The following is a 21941-nucleotide window of genomic DNA, read 5'->3' on the forward strand; positions in this document are numbered from 1 at the left end:
GGAATTTGCTACCCCTATGAGGTTAATGCGGATTTTGTGTTCGTCGGCCAGTATTTCCTGTTGGCTCGCAATTTGTTCAAGCAGGGTACTGCCGATAAGCCCCGTTCCAACCAAAAAGAGGTTGACCGTTCTGAGGCCCGCAAGGAAAAAAGCGTCATGGATTGCGTTCAGGGCCTTGCCTTCGTCGGAGCGGGAAATGACGGCGGATATATTGAGCTCCGATGAACCCTGGGCAATGGCCACAATGTTAATGCCGTTCCGACCCAGGGCATGGAACACCTTGCCGGCAATACCGGGGGTGCTTTTCATCCGCTCACCCACCACCGCAACGATAGAAAGGTCCTTTTCTATAACCGGTGCATCTATAGCACCATGGGCAATTTCAGCTTCGAATTCTTCTTTAATGGCCGCGGCAGCCTGGAGCGCATCTTTGGGGAGTACAGCGAAACAGATAGAATATTCGCTCGAGGCCTGGGTAATTAAAATGATATTTATCTTTTTCCGGGCAAGACTTCCAAAAAGCCGGGAAGAAAAGCCTGCAACACCCACCATACCGGAACCCTGTATGCGGATAAGGGCTATGTCACGCATGGAACTAATGCCCCGTACCGGATAAGGGCTGGGAGGCACCTGTTTGGCAATCAGGGTTCCCCGGCAGGAAGGATTAAAGGTGTTCCTAATCCGAATAGGAATGCCCTTTTCCAAAGCAGGCCGTACCGTTGGGGGATGGAGCACCTTTGCGCCAAAGTGGGAAAGTTCCATAGCCTCTTGATAGGAAATTGAGTCGATACGAAAGGCATTGGAAACAAGCTTGGGGTCACTGGTAAGGATACCGTCCACATCGGTCCAAATTTCTATTTCCTCTGCGCCAAGGGCAGCACCGAAAATAGCAGCGGAAAGATCGGATCCGCCTCTGCCGAGGGTGGTGGTTTTTCCCTCTGCGGTGGAACCAATAAAGCCCGTGGCAATTTGGAGGGCTTCATGGACTGCAAGGTAGGCTTGAATCCGGGGATAGGTTTCTTCGGGTAGGAATCGGGCAGAACCAAATTGATCATCGGTACGGACAACTAGACGGGCATCGAGATATTCTGCCTTTTGTCCCGAAGAACTGAACACCTGGGCGATTATACAGGCCGAAAGCCGTTCGCCAAAGCTCATAACGAGGTCGAGGGTTTTAAGCGATAGTTCCCCAATGGCAGCAACCCCATCCAAAATACGCTCCAGGCTCGCACACTGTTCATCAATATAATCTTGTACCGTTTTTTGGTCCCGCAGAGGAATGAGTTCTGCGACAGTCTCGAGGTGCCGCTTTTTCAGAGAGCTGACCATAACCGTGTAAGACCGATCACTAACTTCGGCCTTTTTAGCCATGTCGATCAGGGTATCGGTAACCTTGGAAAATGCAGAAACAACTACAAGTCGAACCCGGCCTCTGTGTTCATCGTCCTGTACTATAGAAACTAAACTCCGGATCGCCTCTGGAGATCCGACCGATGTGCCACCAAATTTTAATACCAGCATACCCTTGCTCCGTATATTTATGCAAAAATGATACTATTTTGTAGTTTTTTTTGTAAATTTTTGCAAGAGGGGGCGGGCAAAGAACTGGTTCAGTCTTCTTTTTTTGTAACGATTTTAGAAACCAGGTTAAGAATAAAGGGGTCCACAATCGTGTAAATACGTTTGTTTCCTTGAACCGTGGAGTCGACAATACGATTCTCTTTCAGGACCGCCAGGTGCTGGCTTATCACCGGCTGGCTTTCACCGAGACAGGTCCAAAGGTTGGTAACACAGGGCTCTCCCTGGTGGTGAATGAGGCAGAGGAGCTTAAGCCGCACCGGGTGGCCGCAGACTTTAAGCTTTTTGGAAATTTCTTCAATCATTTCATCGGCGCATACTTTATCATCACTCATAGTAAACATATCATTACATAAAGGAATGGCTTCGTCAACTATTTTTATATATAGTAATTTTTATAAACCGAGGAAGGACTTTGATGTTGCGGGTCTGGGCAGGACCTTGTCTGAGAAGAGCCCTTAAGATACTATGCACGGGATGAAACGTATTTATTTTGACTGGGCGGCTACCACACCATCCTTTCCTGAAATATTCGATATTATCGCCCAGAGTCCTTTTGGCAATCCTTCTTCCCGGCACCAGGAAGGCAGAGAGAGCCGGCAGGCCTTTGAAGACGCACGAAAACGCAGTGCCGCTGTGCTGGGTGTAAAACCTGAACAGCTCATTTTTACTTCCGGTGGGACTGAATCGAATAGTATTGTTCTGCAAACCTTATTGGTACGGAACAGCAAAGCTGGACTCCTCTATGGAGCTACTGAGCATCCTTCGGTTCGGGAGAATGCGGAAATGCTCCACAGGATTGGCATACCGGTCATGCCGGTACAGCCAGAACAGGATGGGCGCATATCCGCTAAAAGGGTGCTGCAGGCCCTAGAAAAGGCAAAAGAACGGGACATTACGGTCAGGATGATCGCCCTCATGGCGGTTAACAATGAAACTGGCGCCATCACCGATGTGGCCAGCATTGTACAAAGAGTGCGCCAGCTGCCGGGGCCGCCGATTCATATCCATACGGACCTCGTCCAGACCATCGGTAAGGTCCCCTTCCCGCTTTTAGACAGTGGCATCGATTCGGCAGCTATGAGCGCTCATAAGCTGGGAGGCCCCCGGGGCATCGGGCTTTTATTTCTGCGGCGGCCCCTGACCGTACTGAACCGTGGGGGCGAGCAAGAATGGGGGCAGCGGCCGGGAACAGAAAACGTGGCCGGGGCCCTGGCACTGGCCTACTGTCTTGAAAAGCTTGCCCGGCAAGAAGAGCTTACCTGTCATTACGAAGCGGCCGCGACGCGGATGGAAAGACTTATAGTGGGGCTGCGGGAATTAGACAGAACGAGTCCCATTCCCCGGGATCGGGAACCACGGGACCCACGGTTCTCCCCTTATATTCTCCAGGCCGCCTTTCCTGGCATTCCCGGTGAGGTGCTCGTCCGCGCTCTTGACGATGCGGGAATTGCTATTTCTACCGGTTCGGCCTGTTCTTCGACAAAACAGGAGCGGCCGGTCCTCAAGGCCATGGGAATTGATTCGGATACGGCCTTTTGCAGCGTCCGTTTTTCTCAAGGATGGAGTACCACCGATGAGGATATCGATACATTGCTTGCAGCCTTGAGCACCATAAGGAAAACATTATGACGACCTATTTACTAAAACTCGGCGAATTAACACTAAAAGGCGGAAATCGTAGCGAATTTGAGCAAATATTGAAACGTAATTTAGTCACCATGCTCAAGGGCTCCCAGGCGGTCATTAACTGTACTCAGGGTCGCTTTTTTGTACACTGCGAAGAAGCAAAGGAAGCCCAGGTAGAGTCTGTTCTGGATCGGCTTATTGGGATAGCAGGCTGGGCTAAGGCTCGGATCTGCGAAAAAACTCCTGAGTCGGTTATTGCAGCCTGTATCACCGAGGCCCGGGAATTAGCCCGCTCAGGGGTAAAGACCTTTAAGATAGAAGCTCGCCGGGCTGACAAGAGTTTTCCGCTGGATTCCTACGGTATAATGCGGGCCGCAGGAGACGGGGTGTGCGAGGCTGTTCCGGAGCTCCAGGTTGATGTACAGCAGCCGGATCAGGTAATTTCGGTGGAAATTCGCGAACGAGCCTATGTGTATGGCCTTTCGCACCGGGGCCGGCGGGGCTTGCCCGTCGGCAGCGCTGGCAGGGGGCTCCTCTTGCTTTCTGGCGGCATCGATTCGCCGGTGGCAGGATACTTAATGGCAAATCGGGGCATGCGGCTTGAGGCAATTTATTTCCATGCCTACCCGTACACCTCCGAAGAGGCCCAGAAAAAGGTACATCATCTTGCCAGCATTCTGAGCCGCTATGCCCTCCCCATCCGGCTCCACACCATTCCTTTTACGAAAATTCAGGTGCGCATTAAAGAACGGGCCCCTGACCAGTGGTCTACGGTACTGCTCCGGATGGCCATGATGGACGCCTCTGGGCGCCTGGCGAGAAGAAACAAAATTCACTGTCTCATTACCGGTGAAAGTTTAAGTCAAGTGGCAAGCCAAACGGTAGAAAACATCCAGTGCACCGAAAGCACTGCTGGGCTTCCGGTGCTGCGACCCCTCATTGGGACCGATAAGGAAGAAACCATCAGGCTTGCCCGGGAAATTGGAACCTACGAAACTTCTATTTTGCCCTACGAGGATTGCTGTGTTCTGTTTAGCCCTGCCCACCCGGTCCTGCATGGCAACTTGCAGGAAGCCCGGGAATGGTACGCTCAGCTCGAATTGGAAGAATTATTGCAGGAAGCGCTGCATAATGAAGTATTAGAAAAATGCAGCGCCGACGAATACTGAATTTACGAAGACCGATACGAAGCTATCTTATGCGGTCTTTTTAACGCCTAATACATCATTGATTGCCTTTTCCAGAGCCGCTTTGGGCAGAGCGCCCATAGCGGCTTGGGGCTGACCTTCTTTTGGTATAAAAAGAATGGTAGGAATACTCTGGATACCAAATACAGCAGCTAGTTCCTGTTCTTCGTCGGTGTTTACCTTGTAAACATGGAGCTTACCCTCGTATTCCTTGGAAAGCTGATCAAGCACGGGGCTCACCATTTTGCACGGCCCGCACCAGTCAGCATAGAAATCCACTATAGCAGGAAGATCGCCAGCATAATTCCATTCGGTGTTTGCTTCGTAATTGAATACCTTTTCCTTAAACTGAGCGGTATTTATTTTTTCGGACATTGGTTTCTCCTTAAAAGATTTTATACTTTTAATATATGATTTTTATTATATATAGTCAAGTAAAAAAATGTATGATGTTTTTTAAATACATTGCGATAGTAAACTTAAATTACTGGAGGGGCGCAAAATACCCCAATGCATCCCGGCCCGAACGTTCTAAAAGGTATACTTCGGCTTCCACGGGAAGGAAGGCCCTGCCAAAATCGGTTGGAAGCTGGGAACGATACTGCAGGGTGTAAGAACCTGCGGGGTTTTGCCGAATTTGTCTCAGGGCTGGACCAATTCCCTGATTCTGATAGAGCCTCAGGACCTGGCCACCGGTTTGGTCACAAAGGTACTGCAGTTCCTTGTCCGCCCCACCGTTGCCGACTATTACCGTATAAAAAGCAATACCGTTATTAGCCATATAAGAGGCGAGCTCGGATAATCCATAGGTATCAAAGGCTTTTTGCCCCAGCCTGCCGGAACCAACAAACACAAGGGCCCGCTTTTTTTCCACCGGGAGCAGATCCGTTGCAGCAAGGCGCAGGGATAGATCAAAGCGCCAGCGGGGACTATAGGCTGCGGCGCTTCCTTTGGCTGATTGCTGGAGCGCCGCCGCTGAATCAATTCGTTCTTTCACAGGTATTTCACCTGCAGATACAAGGGAAACAAGGCGGTCCGCAGCGGCGACAGAATCTTTAACGGCGGTTTGCAGTTCGGTCTGGAGCGGTGTCGTATTGGGAGAACGTTCAAGCACCAGAGAAATTGCCGCGGTGTTGGATAGGTATGAGGCACTGACAAAACTCTGCTCTAAAACAGGTTTCCCAGCTTCGGTGATAAGAAAATTTCGGGCATCCAGACCGACTATAGGTCTGCGGTGTCGATCTTGAACGTGCACTTCTATCGTTACCAAAGGGAATTTGTCTGCCAAAACCCGTTCAATCTGAACAAAGAGGCCCGAGGCAATATCTTCGGTTCTATTAAGCACGGTAACTTCTTCTGCTTGGAAATTAGCGGCCAAAAGAGAACCATTTTGGTCAAAGTCTGCTCCCAGGATACGGCCCCCTGCATTGCCGAGAGATGCTAAAGGCTGCACTAAACCCGTATCAGGAGAAGCAAGGAGTATTTTGGTGCCATCAGCCACAATCAGCTTTCCCTCCCGCGTAGGGCGAAGAGCCTCGGGCACAGTAAGACCATCCTGAATAGCCGGACCAAGATAGTTGCCACTTTTATCAAAACGGTAAATGGTCCTGTCTGCCTGATCAACCACAAAAACTTGGTCTTCTATAGCTGCAATTCCCGTAGGAGCACGGAAACCGGGAAAATCCCCGCCCTTAGCGCCGAAAGAAAAGAGGTAGGTACCATCGGGGGTAAACTTGGAAATCCGCTGGGTGCCAAAGTCGACCACATACAGGTAATCTTCACCGTCGATGCAGATATTTTGAGGGCCGATAAACTGGCCGGGGCCGCGGCCCTTGGTGCCCACATAGGCTTTCCAGTTTCCCTGGCTATCAAGAACACTTATTCGGCCCCCCCGGTATTCGGATACAAATAGGCGGCCGTCGGAAGAACGGGCGATGTCATAGGGACGGTCAAAGCCGTTCAAGGGCCCCCGCACTCGCTGTTTAATGACCCCATTTACATCAATGAGAAGGATTTCGTTAGAACCATAGGCAACAACCCATACGGATCCATCCGGCAGGGGGAGCACTGCTGAAGGCTGCCGGTACAGAAACATCCCGCCCTGTTTGGCCGGGTAGCGGCCTGACTCTACAAAACGGACCTGGTCCTCGGACATAAAAAAAAGGGCCCGCCGGTTTCGTATGGTTTCAAGATAACTGGTAAGGAGCAGAGATTGTTTGGACCCGGCGGGATAAAGCCGCAATGCTTCCTGCCATTGCCGGAGGGCTGTTTCTTCTAAGCCAGAACGGTAATAGGCCCGTCCGAGCCATTCCAGAATAAGCGGCTCCGATGGTTTGTGGGATAGAGCCTTTTCAAAAGATAAAAGAGCTTCATTAAAACCATAGCGGTTGTAAGCCAGGATTCCCCGGCGAAATTCGTCCCGAGCCATAAGTGCATTGCGGTCAAAACCGGTGTTTGCATCCTGGCTAAACAGGACAGAAAGAGCTGCAAAACCAAGAAGGATAATTGAAAGTGCCACAGGTTTTTTCATCAATCTGCTCCCAGAACGGTCTTCATGTGCTGTTTAATTTCAGGATGCTGGGGAAGCAAATCCAGGGCCCGCCGCAGCCACGTCCGGGCTTCCAGTATTTCTCCATTCTTAAAATAGGCCCAACCCAGGGAGTCCATATAGGCAGGATTCTGGGGCTTTTTTTCTACCGCCTTCTTGCAGAGGATAAGCCCCCTCCGTATATCTCGATCAGTGTCGGCCAAAATGTAACCGAGTCCATTAAGTGCGGTCGGGTTATCCCGTTCAAGGTCCAGGGCTTTTTGGTAAAGATCTATGGCTTCGTCATAATGCTTCTGAGCATACGCAGCATAGGCCATGGTGGCATATATCTGGACCGACTCAAAACCCTTTTCTATAAGCTGCTGGAGCTCAAATTCTGCCAATTTAGAGCGACCCGTAATGGAATAGATATAGGCTAAGGTCATCCGGCACTGATATGTCCGCAGGGGATTAGAAGCGCCGGTTACCACCTGCTCTAGGTATAAAAGAGCATTGTCAAACTGTTCGAGTTTTGTATAGCAAAGACCAAGAAAATAGGCTAATTCAGCATTTTCTTCGGCGCTAAAGGTGGATGTATCAACCTGGAGCAATTCATTAAGCGCCGCATCCCAGCGTTTTGAACGATACAGGTGAATACCGGTTTGCAAACTTCCTGCCATACCCTATTCCGTTGCAGAAACCAGGGCGCCGCTGTGCACTAAGGACGCAGGCCCCGCTTCGCTCACTTCGTGCACAATGGGCTTGAAACCGAAAATGCGTTCATAATCTTCAAGCCGCCTGGTGTATTCATCCACCGCATCAGTCTTTATGATGGTATAGGTACAGCCCCCAAAGCCCTGACCGGTCATACGGGAACAGAGTACACCGTTGATTTCGCCAGACCGTTTAATAAGCCAGTCGATTTCGGGGCAGGATACTTCCAGTAGGTCCCGGAGACTTTCATGGGAGTGATACACCGCCTTAGCAAAGCTGTTGAGATCGCTCTTTTTCAGGGCCTCCTCCGCATCATAGATGCGGCGTAGTTCCTTAACCACATGCAAGGACCGGCGGCGGATTTCTTCCGGCAGGGCCCCCATAGACTCCATGAGGTCCTCGGTAACATAGTCGCGAAAGGTTGCACCCTCCCGTTTATGGGATAGCATTTCTAAACCTTTTCGGATATCCCGGTTACGCTGTTTTAATTCCGTATCGACCCCGAAACGGGGCACCCGGGAATCGGTAATGAGAATCTTGTAATCCTTAAAGGGAAGCGGGATGTGGCGGACAGACATATCTAGTTCATCCACCACAAGAAAATGATTCTGCTTTGAGGAGAGGGCAATGAGATGGTCTAAAGGATGTTCGTTCCGGCCAAAAAAGGAAAAAGACGCTTCTGACAAAAGATTAAGGAGTTCCTTGTCAGAAAGGTCCGGGGCAATCAGGGCCCGCAAGGCCAGGGCACTGGCAACCTCGATAGCAGAAGAGGATGCAAGGCTTACCTGCTGCGGGATGTTGCCTGTCAGGGTGCAGTTAAGCCCCTTTATTGGATACCCCCATTCGGCAAAACCATGGATTGCCATTTTTATAAAGTTGGCCCATCGGTCTTCCCGTTTATATTTTAAATTGATGAGGGTGGTCCGTTTTCGTTCACCCAAATCGGCGGCAAAAAAACGCAGGGAACTGTCTTTACGGTGGCTTATGGCAACCCGTACATGGCGATTTATGGCGGTGCTCAGGAGCAAGGAGGCGCCAGGTTCTCCATGTTCACCCATCAAATGGAGACGGCCTGGGGATTCCGCAATCATGACCGGTTCTGAACCGTCAATATCGGCTTCGTATTCCTTAAGATGTATAGAACCGATGTCCTTCATAACGCGGGCCCCCGATAGTTTTCTTTTCTCTCATAATATATGAATTTGGCCTAATATTCAATCAAAATATTTTATAAAACAGAGGTCTTTCGGAAACTATGCCCCTTTGATAGAATGGGAGCCATGAATGTTGTAGCATCGGTTTTTTCTGCCCTGCTGTTATCCTTGGCGGTTCCCAATGAGCTTGCCTATTATGGAAATGCCGTCGTCGCATTTTTTTGCCTTGCCCCTTATTTTGTCGCACTCAAAAAGACTCGGACATACAAGGGTGCGGCTTTGCTTGGTTTTATATTTGGAACGATTTCGCATGCGGTCTCCAGCTATTGGTTGTATTTTTTTAAGGATTATGCAATGTGGACCATCGGCTCTACCAGTCTTGCCTATGGTTTTTTGCACATGCTGGTAGCGGGGTATTTGCGCTGGGCAAGCACAACTAATGTAGAAGGGTTATTCTGGAAATCTGCCAAAACAACGGGCTTAAAGTCCATGTCTCCAGAATTTTCTGTGCTGCAGCCCTTTGTGGTAGCCCTTGGCTGGACCGTCTGGGAATGGGGTAAATCTATCGGCTTTTTAGGCTACCCCTGGGGGCTTGTAGCCTATGGACTTAATAACTATCCACGGATGATTCAGATTGCCGATGCCTTGGGGGTGTACGGTTTGAGTTTCCTCCTTGCCCTATCCTCGGCCCTGGTGGCAGAATTGGTTCCTATGATCAGAGGGCTATGGCACGAGCGGAACCTATACAGGCAAATAAATTTTCGCAATTGGCTCCGGGCGGCCCTGGTGGGATGCGCCATTTTTATATGGTTTACTCTCTATGGTATGGTGCGCCTTGCACATCCAACTCCGGTGGTCGGGAAGCTCCCCCTGCTCCTCATACAGCACAACGCCGATTCCTGGATGGACGGTGAGTTGAGAGCCCTAGAGACGGCGGTACGCCTAAGCCGCCAAGGAATGGAGCAGTACGAGACAGAAACGGGAATTAAAAAACCAGTCATGATAGTTTGGTCAGAAACGGTGCTCCGGCGCCCCTTTGCAGACTATCTTGGTTTTTATAAGCGCTATCCCAAACAGGATCCGCTGGTTCCATTCCTCGCTGAACACGATGTCCCCCTCCTTACGGGCGCTCCGGTCGTTTTGAATTGGGAAACCTACGATGCTACGAACTCAGTTATTTATATTCAGAGCGACAGTTCTATTTTGTATTCCTACGCTAAACGGCACCCCGTTCCATTTGCCGAGGCAATTCCTTTTTGGGAATACCAGTGGATGAAGGATTTTATGAAAAAAGCGGTCGGTCTTGAGGGCACCTGGACTATGGGGACCAAAGCGGTTGTCATGCAGGCAGAGACAAACGAAGGCGAAGTCATCCGATTTGGTACCCCTATCTGTTTTGAGGATGCCTTTGCCGATGTCTGCCGGGACTTTTTTAAAAACGGCGCGGACCTGCTCATCAACCTGACCAATGACTCCTGGTCCCAGACCGTTTCATCCGAGACCCAGCACCTCGTGGCTGCCCGTTTTAGGAGCGTGGAAAACCGCCGGGTCCTGGTCCGTTCAACCAACGGGGGCATTACTGCAGTTATTGATGCCGAAGGCCGGATCATCCAGAGTCTTCCGCCCTTTACCGAAAAATACCTTGCCACGGTAGTACCGATTCAGAAAGCAGGCGGCATGACGACCTACTATCTTTTGGGAGACTGGTTTGCGGCTTTAGCGGCAAGTATCTTTTTTGGTCTCGTCATTGTTCATTTTATAGCGGGACTTCGTCACCCCAGGGCTTGACTCTTATGCCTGCTTATGTTAACCAATACATATTCATGGTTAACATAAGTTCCGAACCAGACAATCTAGGCTCGCATGCAAAGGTATCTACAAAGGCCATCGTGCTTTCTCTGCTCCGTAACGCTAAAGGAGAGCTTTTGTCGGGTGAGACCCTGGCTCAGCAAGCCCATGTGTCCCGGGTAGCGGTTTGGAAGGCTGTTGAGGGCCTCAAGCAGGCCGGTTACCCGATCGAAAGCGTGGAGAACGAAGGGTACCGCTTTGTTCGCGGCTCCGGGCCCGATGACTTTTTGTATCCCTGGGAATTTCCCGGCAGAGAAGATCGTTTTTTTTACTACCACAGCATCGACAGCACCATGCATCGGGCCCGGCAGCTTGCACAGGGGGGTACTCCGGGCGGCGCAATCATTGTAGCGGGAACCCAAACCGGGTCTATAGCGAGGCATGGCGGCCGCTGGGATTCCCAGCCGGGAGGACTTTATGTAACTTTACTCGAACGGCCATACGAACATCTGTCCCAATACCAAAAGTATATTCGTACAGCCCAGAGCTGCCTTGGCTCTGTCTTAGAAAAAGATTTAGGTCTTCCTGTCCAGTACGAATACTACCCGGATCTTTATGTGAAGGACAAAAAAATCGCTGGAATCGTTTCAGAACTGCATGCCTTAGATGAACGGATTCAATGGATGTCCATAGGTATAGGACTCCATGTAAATGACCAGACACAAGACAAATCCAGCACGAGCTGCAGTGAACTCACCGGGAAAGAGGTATCCCGAAAGATCCTCTTGCAAAGCTTTTTAATTGACTGGGAAACACACATAAAACATTGGAGCAAAGCTCCACAAGGAGAAACATAATGGAAAACCGAACAAAACTGCTTTTGTCCCTTTCGCTCGTCGCCCTCTTTGCGGCCCTGACTGCAGCGGGGGCTTTTATCAGCGTTCCCCTGCCCTTTTCGCCCGTGCCGGTAGTACTGCAAAACATGTTTGCCCTCCTTTCCGGCATGGTCTTAGGCCCCCTTATGGGAAGTGCTGCAACCGCCCTGTACCTTATTATCGGAGCTCTGGGAGCCCCGGTTTTTGCAGGAGCCAAGGGTGGGCTTGCGGTGCTTTTAGGCCCCACGGGAGGCTATTTAGCAGGTTATTTCCTTGCATCCCTTGTGGCGGGTCTTATCTCAGGATCGCCCCACACCGTCCTTGGGACCCGGTGGCTTAGAATCATTGCGGCCGCTCTGGCGGGCATTATGATCATTTATATACCGGGCCTACTCAGACTGAACATGGTCATGAACGGTAATTGGCCTAAAACCCTTACCGCCGGCCTTTTGCCCTTTATTATGGGCGACCTGGTGAAAGGGGCGGTAGCTTGTCTCATCACCCCCCGTTTGCGGACCCTTGTCACAGACATTTACAATGCCTGACTCCTTGTACCGCATCGAATCGCTGTGGAAGCGTTTTCCCAACGGTACCGAAGCGCTTCGGGACATAAACCTGGAATTATATGAAGGACAGTGTACCCTCATTGCGGGCTCGAACGGTTCTGGTAAAACCCTGCTCATGAAAACCCTCGTGGGACTAGTTGAGCCCAGCGCGGGCCGTGTCTTATATAGGGGCAAGCCCCTCATGGAAGTCCTCTCTCAGGTGAGACAATCCGTAGGACTTGTATTCCAGGACGCGGATGCGCAAATTATCGGCGAAACTGTGGCGGATGATGTGGCCTTTGGACCGAAAAATTTAGGAGTCCGGGGAAAAGCCCTTGAAATACAGGTTGATGAAATTCTGCAACGCCTTGACCTCTCTTCAAAAAAACATATGCCTCCCAGGAGGCTCTCGGGGGGAGAGAAGCGGCGTCTTGCGGTAGCGGGTATTTTAGCCATGGGCTGCGACACAGTCATTATGGACGAACCATTTGCAAACCTGGATTATCATGGGGTGGTACAGGTTCTCGAATTGATTGACCAACTGAAACGGGGAAAAAAGACGGTTATAGTCCTTACCCACGAACTAGAAAAAGTATTAGGGCTGGCGGACAGGCTTGTTATCCTGCACGACGGGGCCATTTGGGATGATGGAGAAGCTCAAGAGGTCCTGGACCGACTCAAACCTGAATATGGGATACGGGATCCCAGGCATCATTACAAAACGGTGGAGGATTGTACGTGGCTCGGGAAATAGCCTTTGAATACCAGTGCACCGAAGGGCCCCTTCATAGGGTGCATCCGTTCATCAAGCTAGCTGGAATGGGTGCCTTGAGCATTTATGCCCTTGGGGCACCCGCAGCCGGGCTTTTAGCTATCAGCTTGGCCATTGTTATGCTTGCCATTTTCGGGCGCCTGGATCCAAAAAAACTTTTAACAGGGTCCGGTCCCATGCTGATTACCACCTTCGCATTTGTGCTGTTTGGCGCTTTCGAATGGTCGCCCCTCGGTTTTAATAGAGATGCCCTGTTTTCAGGCTTTCGTTTTCTCTGGGCTATTGGGATTTCCTTTGCTTCTGCATCAATCTTTTTTTATACCACGAAAATATCAGACCTTCGGGATGCTCTAGAAGGGTTCGAAAAACTCTTTGTCCCCATGAAGCATCCCTATCTTCGTTTTTCTCTCCTTTTTTCTTTAACCTTAAGTTTTATTCCCCGGGTCTTTTCTGAATGGGCGGAAGCGGAAGAAGCCTGGTATGGGCGGGGTGGGAAAAGGGGTGCAGAAATGCTTCTTCGTTTAATACCTCCAGTGATGGAACGGCTCATACTTGCCGCAAAAGAAACTGCCCACGCCTTGGAACTACGGATTGGCCGTTAAGGGATCAGAAAGGACCGCAAACAGGTGGGCTTCCAGGTCTGCATGGGCAGGCGAACTATATTGGCGGTCTTTACGCGAAAGATTGATCGGTTCATTCCAGACCATACGAACTGGTGTACCATGCAGGATGATAGCCCGGTCCGCAAGATAAATTGCCTCCCGGGGATCATGGGTCACCGCAAGCACAAGCCGAGGTTCCTTCGTAAGGAGGTCTTGCACCATATCCATGAGTTGAATGCGGAGGGGCACATCAAGGGATTGAAAGGGTTCATCCATTAAAAGTATAGACGATGGAAAGGCAAAGGCCCTAGCAAGGGAGACCCTCTGCTGCTGGCCCCCGGAAAGGCTACCTGGTTTTGCAGTCCTTTTGTCACTGAGACCTACAAGGTCAAGGAAATAGCTTGCCCGTTCCCCTGCTTCTTTCTTGGTGTAGAGATGAAGCAGCGGAAGATTCACATTTTCTAAAATACTGAGCCATGGGAACAAGCGGCTTTCCTGAAACACATAGGATACAGGGCCTGATACAGCCACAGAGCCTTCCTGTGGAGTAAGGAGCCCGGCAATAAGCTTAAGCAGGGTTGTTTTTCCGCAGCCGGAAGGCCCCAGCAGGGCACATATACCTGTTCCCTGTAAGGAAAGGGAAAAACCGCGAAACAGGTCCACACCGGAATATGAAAATGAAAGGTCTTTAACTTCAATGCCCATGATCCATACCTGGAGATACCATTTTTTTTAAGCCCATAAAAACCGTCTCGGTCAGGGCCGCCATGATAACCGTGGCAGCGGTCCAGGCTAATAATTCTGTGGTCTCTAGCTGGGCCTTAGCCATTTGCATGCCCGTTCCCAGGGCATGCCGGGGCTGAACAATAACTTCTGCGGCCACCACTACCTTCCAGCAAAGGGAGAGGGCACTATGAAGCCCTGCAAAAAAATAGGGAAGCAGGCTTGGAATATAAAAATACTGGAGACGCTTAATCTTGGGGATCCTGTATAAATCCAATACTTCCCGAAGCCCCTTATCCGCACCCTGGATGCCGGCCAAAACATTGGAGGTAAGCACGGGAAACATCATAAGAAAGGCAGAAAATATTGGGGTCCGTTCCTGGCCGAACCAAATAAAGGCAATAAGAATAATGGAAAGTACCGGAGTAGCAGCAATAACAAGAAAGAGGGGCCTTAAAAAAGACCAGAGGCGCCGGTCCAAAGCTGCGGCGATACCGAGAGACAGGGAAAGAGGAATCACAAGGGCCATGCTGATCAAAATACGGACCAAACTCATGCCCAAAGCTTCAAAGAAACGGCGGCTTGCGAGAAGTTTCAGTAACGCAAGCAGCGTTTTATAGGGGTCTGGCAGCAATATTTCACTGGATAGAGCAAGACTCGTGAGTTCCCAGAATACGAGTAAGGCCAGAACCCCCAATATGGACCAGAAAAAATCCCGTTTATTTGCCAAGGCTGCCTATATCCACATAAAAGCTGTCCTGGGGCAGTTTCCCGCCGATGGATTGGGGAGCATAGTCAAGGAATGTTTTAAAAAGCCCTTCCAGAGCGGGCCGAGCCTGCGGAGCTGGAATAAACACATAAGCGCTTTTCGGAATGGCAGCTGTGGCAATAGAGGCTTTAATTCCTAAATTGTGCTGCTCCACCAGGAGTCCTGCATCGGCAGGGCGGGAAACAACCCACTCTATCGAATTCCGCACCGTTTCATAGACAGCCTTTGCTGCAAGGGGGTGTTTTTGGACAAGATCCCGAGAGAACACCAGCACCGTCATGGGGTAGTTTTCGCTGCCTGCGGCGAGAGCCCACTCTTTTTGTACATCACCAACAACCTGAAGGTTCTTGTTGCCCGCCAGGGCCATGGTGGCAAAGGGTTCGGGGAGCAAGGCCAAACTTACTTTTCCGGCTATAAGGGATTGGGCAATTTCCGGGTAGGCCAGGGCATACCCAAGCTGCAGGTCCAAATCGGGGTCTAGGCCGTACTGCCTCAGTATCCGGCGGAACACATAATCGGGGGTGGCGCCCTGCCCTGCTACTTCTACCGTTTTGCCCTTCAGGTCCGCAATACCCTTAACCGCCGGATCGGAGGAAATGAGCTTAAGCATGCCCTGGCCGATTACCGCAGCTACGGCGATATTCTTGCCCGATGAAGCGATTTTAGCTGCCACATTGGGAGGTAAAATGCCGATCTGTGCCTCCCCGCTTAAGAATTTGGCGGCCATGAGATCCGCTTGGGCTAAGGCTTCTATAGAAAAATTGTAGCCAGAGGCCTGTGGAGGGGTCTCAAAGAGCTTAACCATGCCTACCCCAGAGGGGCCCTTCAGTGTATAAATCGTTATGGGTGTATTCTGTGCAAAGAGGCTTGCAAGGCCAAGTCCGCACATCAAAAAGGCTGCTATTATTTTTTTCATACATCACCTCTCAATTTCTTGAGCATATACCACAAGGCAGTAAAAAGAAAAGGGACCAAGCAAGATGCCTGGTTCCTTAATTTAAAATTGGTTTATGTTACTTTTTAGCATTCCGCAGTACTGCCTGAGCTGCAGCAAGCCGAGCTATAGGCACCCGGAAGGGAGAACAGGAAACATAGTTCAGTCCGGTCCGGAAGCAGAAGTCAATAGTAGCCGGATCACCGCCTTGCTCACCACAAATACCGACCTTAAGGTCCTGTTTTACTGAACGCCCCTTGCTCGTGGCCATATCCATGAGAATACCAACACCTTCTTCGTCAACGGACTTAAAAGGATCTACTTCAAGGAGCCCTAGTTTCTCATAGGCTGGCATAAAGGAACCCACATCGTCCCGGCTGAAGGCGAAGGTCATCTGGGTAAGGTCGTTGGTACCGAAGCTAAAGAAGTCCGCATATCCAGCAATCTTGTCCGCAAGCAAGGCTGCCCGGGGAACTTCAATCATGGTGCCAATCTGGATATCCAGTTTAACCTTTGCTTTTTCCAGTGCCTTAGCAATGATTGCCTCCGCCCGGGGCCGAAGAAGCTTAAGCTCCTGTTCGTCGCAGACAATAGGAATCATGATTTCCGGTTTAACTGGGATGTTCTTCTTAACGCAGTCAATAGCAGCCTGTACGATGGCTTCTACCTGCATATCGTAAATTTCAGGATAGGTAACCGCGAGGCGGCAGCCCCGGTGGCCGAGCATGGGGTTGGCCTCATGGAGCTTGTCGATCTTAGGCTGCAGGTCCTTCGGTTTTACACCCAGGTGCTCCGCGAGCTCGGCCACCTCTTCCTTGGTGTGGGGAACAAACTCGTGCAGCGGCGGATCCAAAAGCCGGATGGTAACTGGCCGGCCTTCCATGGCCTTGAAGATACCAAAAAAATCCTTCTTCTGCAGAGGAAGAATCTTCTTAAGGGCCTCTTTGCGGGCCTCTTCGGTATCCGCCACGATCATAGTGCGGAAGTGGATGAGTTTTTCCTTATCAAAGAACATGTGTTCCGTCCGGCAAAGACCCACACCCTGGGCGCCGAAATCAAAGGCCCGTTTTGCATCTTCCGGCTGGTCCGCATTGGTCCGAACCGTAAAGCCCTTAACATTGCCGCGGACCGAATCGGCGCAGACCTTGTCGCACCAGGAGAGGAAGGTTTCCATGTCCTTGGACATTTTGGGAGTAATTAGGGGAAACTGACCTTCATAGACATCGCCGGTGGATCCGTCAATGGTAAGCCAATCCCCTTCCTTGAGTGTCTTGTCGCCGATAACAACCTTTTTACCCTGAACAGAGACGCCCTTAGCGCCGGCTACACAGGGGGTACCCATACCGCGGGCTACAACCGCCGCATGGCTGGTCATACCGCCGGTGCTGGTAAGGATTCCCTCGGAAACCACCATGCCGCCGATATCTTCGGGGCTTGTGTCCTTACGGACCAAGAGGACCTTTTCGCCCTTTTCTGCCCAAAGTTCCGCATCCTTAGCGGTAAACACAATACGTCCGCAGGCGGCGCCGGGAGAAGCATTGAGCCCTTTGGTGAGCGACTTGGCCCCTTTCAGAGCCTTGGGATCGATCATAGGATGCAGAAGCTGATCAAGGTGTTCAGGGGTTACCCGCTTAATTGCCGTTTCTTTGTCGATTAGACCTTCGGCGACCATGTCCACGGCTATCTTAACCGCCGCAGCCCCTGCCCGCTTTCCGTTCCGGGTCTGCAGAATGTACAGGACACCCTGCTGGACCGTAAATTCCATATCCTGCATATCCCGGAAATGGTTTTCCAACCTGTCTTTAATATCCAAAAGCTGTTCATAGACTTTTTTGTTTTTCTTTGCGAGGGTTGCAATTTTCTCAGGGGTTCGGATACCCGCAACAACGTCCTCGCCCTGGGCGTTCATAAGGAATTCACCGTAAAATTCGTTTTTGCCGGTTGATGGGTCCCTGCTGAAGCAAACGCCGGTACCGGAGTCATCGCCGAAGTTGCCGAATACCATGGACTGAACGTTAACAGCCGTACCCTTAAGGCCCTTAATGTTATTCAGTTCCCGGTACTTAATGGCCCGTTCGTTCATCCAGGAACCGAAGACCGCATTAATGGCGCCCCAGAGTTGATCCAGCGGATTCTGGGGGAAATCCTTTTTTGTGTGTTTCTTGTAGATTTTTTTGTATTCCGCAACAAGGTTTTCAAGATCCTTTGCATCCAGCCCCGTATCCAGTTCAACCTTCTTAGCCTTTTTCATGGCTGCCAAGGCTTCTTCAAACTCGTCGTGGGGAATACCCATGACAATGTCGCCGTACATCTGGATAAAGCGCCGATAGGCATCCCAGGCGAACCGGGGGTTACCGGTCTTAGTGGCCAAACCGATAACTGCCTTGTCATTCATTCCCAGGTTCAAGATAGTATCCATCATACCTGGCATGGAGACCGCTGCACCAGAGCGAACCGATACCAGGAGGGGATCATCGGGATCGCCTAGTTTTTTCCCCATTACCTTTTCAAGTTTTGCAAGATTGTCCAGAACTTCCTTTTCAAGTCCTTCAGGATACTTTTCTTTGTTTTCATAGTAGGCAGCACAGACCTCGGTAGAGATGGTAAAGCCCGGGGGAACGGGGATGCCCAGGTTCGTCATTTCCGCAAGATTGGCACCCTTTCCGCCAAGAAGATCCTTCATCTTGGCATCCCCTTCGGCCTTTCCTTCGCCGAAGAAATACACAAATTTCTGCTTAGCCATTAGTTCTTTCCTCCATAATGTTTAAGAATAACATATATGCTGAAAAAAGAAAGGGGGAGTTTTTTCATGCTGTTGTTTCACCTCGCTTTATGATAGTATAGTACATATGAACTATACCGAGTTGCCCGTCTATCAACATAAGGATCTTATTGTATCGGCCCTACAGAAACAACAAGTCATCGTAGTAGAAAGCCCCACCGGTTCGGGTAAAACAACCCAGATGCCGGTTATCTTATACGACGCAGGTTTTGCCCAGCACGGCATGATCGGCGTAACCCAGCCCCGGCGGATCGCCGCTGTTTCGGTCAGCGAATTTATCGCCCGTCAGCGGGGCACTAAAATCCCCGGCCTCGTAGGCTACAAAATGAGGTTTGAGGATAAAACAGATCACAGCACAAAAATAAAAATTATGACCGACGGCATCCTGCTCCAGGAAATGAAGCTGGATCCCTATCTTTCAAAATACGATGTACTCATCGTGGACGAAGCCCATGAACGGAGCCTCAACATCGATTTTATTTTAGGGCTCCTCAAACGGGTGCTCGAAGTCCGCCCGGAATTCAAAGTTATTGTATCCTCGGCCACTATCAATACCCAAGTCTTTTCTGAATATTTTGGAGAGTGTCCGGTTGTTAAAATTGATGCCATAACATACCCCGTCACGGTGGTGTACGATCCGCCGGATACGACGGCGGTCAATGATGGAATAGCCACTGGGCAAGCAGCCTTGGAAGCCCAGCTCGTAAAGATTGCAGCAATTATCGAGCGGGTGGTCAGCGAAAAACGCCCTGGGGATATTCTTGTTTTTTTGCCGGGCGAAAAGGCTATAAAAGACTGTATCTCTATGCTCGCATCTGGTCCGGTTGGACGGAACCTTTACCTGTTGCCCCTCTACGGCAGGCTCGGCAAGGATGAACAGGAACGGGTTTTTGATCCAGCGCCCTGGGGCAAAACTAAGGTGGTGGTCTCCACCAATATAGCAGAAACTTCGGTGACCATAGACGGCATTACGACTGTCATCGATTCGGGGCTTGCAAAACTTAATTTTTACAACCCCAAAACATTTACATCGAGCCTTATCGAAGGTCCCATTTCCAAAGCATCCTGCAACCAGCGAAAGGGCCGGGCCGGGCGAACCCGGGAAGGCACCTGTTACCGGCTCTATTCCCGCAAGGACTTTGAAAACCGGCCCCTCTTTACCACCGAAGAAATATACCGAACCGATCTATCCGAAGTGGTTCTCCGTATGGCCGAGCTCGGAATAACCGCTTTTGAAGAATTCGATTTCATTTCTCCCCCCAACCGGGAAGGCCTTATTGCAGCTATAGAAACCCTCAACCTGCTCGATGCCTTGGATGAAGACCGGAGCCTTTCTTCTATCGGTAAAATGATGGTCCAGTTCCCCCTGCCCCCCCGTCAGTCCCGCATCATTGTAGAAGCTCTGCGCAGCTATCCTGAGGTTACGGAAGAAACCCTTATAGCGGCGGCCTTTCTCTCGACCCAAAGTCCCTATGTATTACCCCCAGGAGAAGAGACCGACGCCCGGAAGGCCCATCACAGTTTCCGAGATCCGGCGGGCGATTTTGTTTCCTACCTTAAATTGTTCAAGGCTTTTAAGGAGGCAAAAAACAAAACTAAATTTTGCGACAAGAACTATCTGGATGAAAAAACCATGGTAGAAATTGTCAATGTCAAAGAACAGCTGGAATTGATAGTATCCGATATGGGGCTGCCTATCCTGTCCGGCGGGGCTACCGAAGACTACCTCTGCTGTATCGGCCGGGGGCTTATTCAGTTTGTATGTGTCCGTGTGGGCCGGGATACCTACCGGAGTCTTACAGCGGACCGAATTTACATACATCCCGGTTCAGTCATGTTCCGGGAAGACCCCATGTACATTGTGGCCGGAGAAATAGTCAGGACCACCAGAATGTATGCCATGTCGGTGTCTCCGCTTCCAAAAAGCGCTTTGGGCCGTATACACCCGACCCTGTATGAAGGGCTGGTCGGCAAAATTGACAGGGCAGCCACAAAACCAAAAGAAGCCCGGGACTTTACCAACCGCTGCAAGATTCTCGGCGAAGTGTTCGATATCGAAAAGATCATGGGCGTCAAGACGGTGCTGCTTCCCTGGGAAAAACTGGAACGGATTAAAGCCCAGATCGGCATTGATACGGCCAGCATGTACAAGGACCTCAAGGGCATGGTAACTTTAAAAAACAAGTACACCATCCTGGCGGGCGAGCGGCTCGAACTCATTTTAAATCTCGTTCCAACCCTGAACCTGGAAAATGCCTTAACCAAAGAATGGCCGCGTAAAAAGAATTTTTCGGTCCACGAGGACCTGCCTGCCCTGATCGAAGCCCTGCCCTTGGTCGGCACCGCTGCTCTTTGGAAACAGGGCAAAAACGAGCTTGGCTTTCTCTGCCTCTTTACCGATAGCGCGGGGAATTACTGGTTCAAATGTTCCCGGGGTTTCCACACAGCCATAAACGAAAGCATTGCGAGTCTAGAAAACCTGATTGATGAACTTGGGGATGAGATTAGCCCTGATTGGAAGGACCGGGTTAATCAAACGTATCGCCGGCTTTCATCTTACTTGGCCTAATAGAGCTTTCGAGTTCATGGAAACAGTTCACAAGGAAACTGTTCAGAAGCAAAAGGCCGTCGGCAGTGAGGGCAAGCCGGTTTTCCTGCATGAGCTCTCGGCGCTTCCAAGCGGAAAGTGTTTCTGGAATAAGTTCAGGTATAGATTGATGAAAGCGTCGCTGAAAAAGAGCCTCATCGGGGCCCATGAGGGTCCTAAATCCCATCATGAGGCTTTCCTGTATAAGGGTCTCCCGATCAATGGTTTCCTCTTCTCGTGGCGGAAAGTCAGCAGCATTCCATGAAAGGTAAGAAGCCAGATCCGCCTTATTGGTATACCTCAGGGCTGTGCCCTCACGTTCATTGATAATGGTCGCAGAGGCCCCCGGTCCGCAGGCTAACCAGCTTTCCATCCGCCAGTACCGCATGTTATGACGGCTCTCATGGCCCGGCAGGGCAAAGTTTGAAACCTCATAGGGATTAAGGCCACAATGTACCAGGGCATTACGGCCCGCAAGCCAAAGGTCTTCAGCCTCTTCTTCGCTGGGGATTTTAATTCTGCCTGAGCGAACATGGGCGGCAAGCGGCGTATTTTCTTCGAGTATGAGCGAATAAAGGGAAACATGGGATGCTCCAGCAACCGCGATCTCGTGAATATCATCAACAAGCCCATCCTGGGTTTGAAAGGGAAGCCCCGCCATAAGGTCCGCTGAAAAGGATGCGGGGAAATAGCGGGCCGTTTGCGCCAGGGCTATGCGGCATTGGGCTGCTGAACCGTTTCGGTGAACCGCTTGCCGAGCATCTTTCTCTAAAGA

General features: G+C 50.7%; 18 protein-coding genes and 1 pseudogene. 8 read left to right on the forward strand and 11 right to left on the reverse strand.

Features of this window, described 5'->3' with window-relative positions; translation table 11 throughout:
* Both Q7P68_RS11710 and Q7P68_RS11715 read right to left on the reverse strand, forming a co-directional pair.
* A partial coding sequence (locus Q7P68_RS11710; RefSeq protein ID WP_304225878.1) for an aspartate kinase occupies window positions 1-1521 on the reverse strand: 1521 nt, incomplete at its 3' end.
* A gap of 89 nt (window positions 1522-1610) precedes the next feature.
* Window positions 1611-1913 (reverse strand): ArsR/SmtB family transcription factor, encoded by a 303-nt coding sequence (locus Q7P68_RS11715; RefSeq protein ID WP_304225880.1) that lies wholly within the window; start codon window positions 1911-1913, stop codon window positions 1611-1613.
* Between the two features lie 142 nt (window positions 1914-2055).
* On the opposite strand from Q7P68_RS11715, the gene Q7P68_RS11720 reads away from it, so the two are divergent.
* Window positions 2056-3210 (forward strand): cysteine desulfurase family protein, encoded by a 1155-nt coding sequence (locus Q7P68_RS11720; RefSeq protein WP_304225882.1) that lies wholly within the window; start codon window positions 2056-2058, stop codon window positions 3208-3210.
* Window positions 3207-4376, forward strand: coding sequence for a tRNA uracil 4-sulfurtransferase ThiI (gene thiI, locus Q7P68_RS11725; RefSeq protein WP_304225884.1), 1170 nt, complete (start codon window positions 3207-3209; stop codon window positions 4374-4376). The genes Q7P68_RS11720 and thiI overlap by 4 nt, the downstream gene beginning before the upstream one ends.
* A 27-nt stretch (window positions 4377-4403) precedes the next feature.
* Here the strand turns inward: thiI and trxA are convergent, their stop codons facing one another.
* The 4 genes from trxA to Q7P68_RS11745 form a co-directional block, all read right to left on the reverse strand.
* The gene (gene trxA / locus Q7P68_RS11730; RefSeq protein WP_304225886.1) at window positions 4404-4769 is read right to left on the reverse strand and encodes a thioredoxin; all 366 of its coding nucleotides are present in this window, start codon (window positions 4767-4769) and stop codon (window positions 4404-4406) included.
* A gap of 109 nt (window positions 4770-4878) precedes the next feature.
* On the reverse strand, window positions 4879-6924 hold the full coding sequence (locus Q7P68_RS11735; protein ID WP_304225888.1) for a 6-bladed beta-propeller: 2046 nt from the start codon (window positions 6922-6924) through the stop codon (window positions 4879-4881).
* Window positions 6924-7601: a tetratricopeptide repeat protein gene (locus tag Q7P68_RS11740; protein ID WP_304225890.1), complete on the reverse strand. Its 678-nt coding sequence runs from the start codon at window positions 7599-7601 to the stop codon at window positions 6924-6926. Before Q7P68_RS11740 ends, Q7P68_RS11735 begins: the two co-directional genes overlap by 1 nt.
* A 3-nt stretch (window positions 7602-7604) precedes the next feature.
* A complete protein-coding gene (locus tag Q7P68_RS11745) occupies window positions 7605-8792 on the reverse strand; it encodes a galactokinase (RefSeq protein ID WP_304225892.1) in 1188 nt (395 codons plus the stop codon).
* Between the two features lie 123 nt (window positions 8793-8915).
* Here Q7P68_RS11745 and lnt point away from each other — a divergent pair, with 123 nt between their 5' ends.
* The 5 genes from lnt to Q7P68_RS11770 are packed head-to-tail and all read left to right on the forward strand — an operon-like array spanning window position 8916 to window position 13371.
* A complete protein-coding gene (gene lnt / locus Q7P68_RS11750; protein WP_304225893.1) occupies window positions 8916-10577 on the forward strand; it encodes an apolipoprotein N-acyltransferase in 1662 nt (553 codons plus the stop codon).
* Between the two features lie 35 nt (window positions 10578-10612).
* A complete protein-coding gene (locus Q7P68_RS11755) occupies window positions 10613-11434 on the forward strand; it encodes a biotin--[acetyl-CoA-carboxylase] ligase (protein ID WP_304225895.1) in 822 nt (273 codons plus the stop codon).
* On the forward strand, window positions 11434-11997 hold the full coding sequence (locus Q7P68_RS11760; RefSeq protein WP_304225897.1) for a biotin transporter BioY: 564 nt from the start codon (window positions 11434-11436) through the stop codon (window positions 11995-11997). Before Q7P68_RS11755 ends, Q7P68_RS11760 begins: the two co-directional genes overlap by 1 nt.
* A complete protein-coding gene (locus tag Q7P68_RS11765; protein ID WP_304225899.1) occupies window positions 11990-12751 on the forward strand; it encodes an energy-coupling factor ABC transporter ATP-binding protein in 762 nt (253 codons plus the stop codon). The genes Q7P68_RS11760 and Q7P68_RS11765 overlap by 8 nt, the downstream gene beginning before the upstream one ends.
* Window positions 12736-13371 (forward strand): energy-coupling factor transporter transmembrane component T family protein, encoded by a 636-nt coding sequence (locus tag Q7P68_RS11770; protein ID WP_304225901.1) that lies wholly within the window; start codon window positions 12736-12738, stop codon window positions 13369-13371. The genes Q7P68_RS11765 and Q7P68_RS11770 overlap by 16 nt, the downstream gene beginning before the upstream one ends.
* On the opposite strand, the gene Q7P68_RS11775 is transcribed toward Q7P68_RS11770, so the two are convergent.
* From Q7P68_RS11775 to ppdK, 4 genes are all read right to left on the reverse strand, one after another.
* A complete protein-coding gene (locus Q7P68_RS11775; RefSeq protein ID WP_304225903.1) occupies window positions 13354-14076 on the reverse strand; it encodes an ABC transporter ATP-binding protein in 723 nt (240 codons plus the stop codon). The genes Q7P68_RS11770 and Q7P68_RS11775 overlap by 18 nt on opposite strands.
* Window positions 14066-14824 (reverse strand): ABC transporter permease, encoded by a 759-nt coding sequence (locus Q7P68_RS11780; RefSeq protein ID WP_304225904.1) that lies wholly within the window; start codon window positions 14822-14824, stop codon window positions 14066-14068. Before Q7P68_RS11780 ends, Q7P68_RS11775 begins: the two co-directional genes overlap by 11 nt.
* Window positions 14814-15779: an ABC transporter substrate-binding protein gene (locus Q7P68_RS11785; RefSeq protein WP_304225906.1), complete on the reverse strand. Its 966-nt coding sequence runs from the start codon at window positions 15777-15779 to the stop codon at window positions 14814-14816. Before Q7P68_RS11785 ends, Q7P68_RS11780 begins: the two co-directional genes overlap by 11 nt.
* A gap of 97 nt (window positions 15780-15876) precedes the next feature.
* A complete protein-coding gene (gene ppdK, locus Q7P68_RS11790) occupies window positions 15877-18540 on the reverse strand; it encodes a pyruvate, phosphate dikinase (RefSeq protein WP_304225908.1) in 2664 nt (887 codons plus the stop codon).
* 106 nt (window positions 18541-18646) lie between these two features.
* Between ppdK and Q7P68_RS11795 the strand changes: the two genes are divergently transcribed.
* Window positions 18647-21148, forward strand: coding sequence for a helicase-related protein (locus Q7P68_RS11795; protein WP_304225910.1), 2502 nt, complete (start codon window positions 18647-18649; stop codon window positions 21146-21148).
* On the opposite strand, the pseudogene Q7P68_RS11800 reads toward Q7P68_RS11795, so the two are convergent.
* Window positions 21108-21941: pseudogene (locus Q7P68_RS11800) on the reverse strand (coproporphyrinogen III oxidase family protein); the annotation flags it as partial. The gene Q7P68_RS11795 and the pseudogene Q7P68_RS11800 sit on opposite strands and share 41 nt — an antisense overlap.

This window comes from Gracilinema caldarium (assembly GCF_029265695.1).
Lineage (GTDB): Bacteria > Spirochaetota > Spirochaetia > Treponematales > Breznakiellaceae > Gracilinema > Gracilinema caldarium_A.

Excerpts from the sequence above, each read along its gene's own strand:
- lnt (WP_304225893.1), top strand. The coding sequence starts at position 8,916 with ATGAATGTTGTAGCATCGGTTTTTTCTGCCCTGCTGTTATCCTTGGCG.
- Q7P68_RS11760 (WP_304225897.1), top strand. The coding sequence starts at position 11,434 with ATGGAAAACCGAACAAAACTGCTTTTGTCCCTTTCGCTCGTCGCCCTC.
- Q7P68_RS11720 (WP_304225882.1), top strand. The coding sequence starts at position 2,056 with ATGAAACGTATTTATTTTGACTGGGCGGCTACCACACCATCCTTTCCT.
- Q7P68_RS11775 (WP_304225903.1), bottom strand. The coding sequence starts at position 14,076 with ATGGGCATTGAAGTTAAAGACCTTTCATTTTCATATTCCGGTGTGGAC.
- Q7P68_RS11735 (WP_304225888.1), bottom strand. The coding sequence starts at position 6,924 with ATGAAAAAACCTGTGGCACTTTCAATTATCCTTCTTGGTTTTGCAGCT.
- Q7P68_RS11745 (WP_304225892.1), bottom strand. The coding sequence starts at position 8,792 with ATGAAGGACATCGGTTCTATACATCTTAAGGAATACGAAGCCGATATT.
- Q7P68_RS11785 (WP_304225906.1), bottom strand. The coding sequence starts at position 15,779 with ATGAAAAAAATAATAGCAGCCTTTTTGATGTGCGGACTTGGCCTTGCA.
- ppdK (WP_304225908.1), bottom strand. The coding sequence starts at position 18,540 with ATGGCTAAGCAGAAATTTGTGTATTTCTTCGGCGAAGGAAAGGCCGAA.
- Q7P68_RS11740 (WP_304225890.1), bottom strand. The coding sequence starts at position 7,601 with ATGGCAGGAAGTTTGCAAACCGGTATTCACCTGTATCGTTCAAAACGC.
- Q7P68_RS11755 (WP_304225895.1), top strand. The coding sequence starts at position 10,613 with ATGGTTAACATAAGTTCCGAACCAGACAATCTAGGCTCGCATGCAAAG.
- thiI (WP_304225884.1), top strand. The coding sequence starts at position 3,207 with ATGACGACCTATTTACTAAAACTCGGCGAATTAACACTAAAAGGCGGA.
- trxA (WP_304225886.1), bottom strand. The coding sequence starts at position 4,769 with ATGTCCGAAAAAATAAATACCGCTCAGTTTAAGGAAAAGGTATTCAAT.
- Q7P68_RS11765 (WP_304225899.1), top strand. The coding sequence starts at position 11,990 with ATGCCTGACTCCTTGTACCGCATCGAATCGCTGTGGAAGCGTTTTCCC.
- Q7P68_RS11795 (WP_304225910.1), top strand. The coding sequence starts at position 18,647 with ATGAACTATACCGAGTTGCCCGTCTATCAACATAAGGATCTTATTGTA.
- Q7P68_RS11715 (WP_304225880.1), bottom strand. The coding sequence starts at position 1,913 with ATGAGTGATGATAAAGTATGCGCCGATGAAATGATTGAAGAAATTTCC.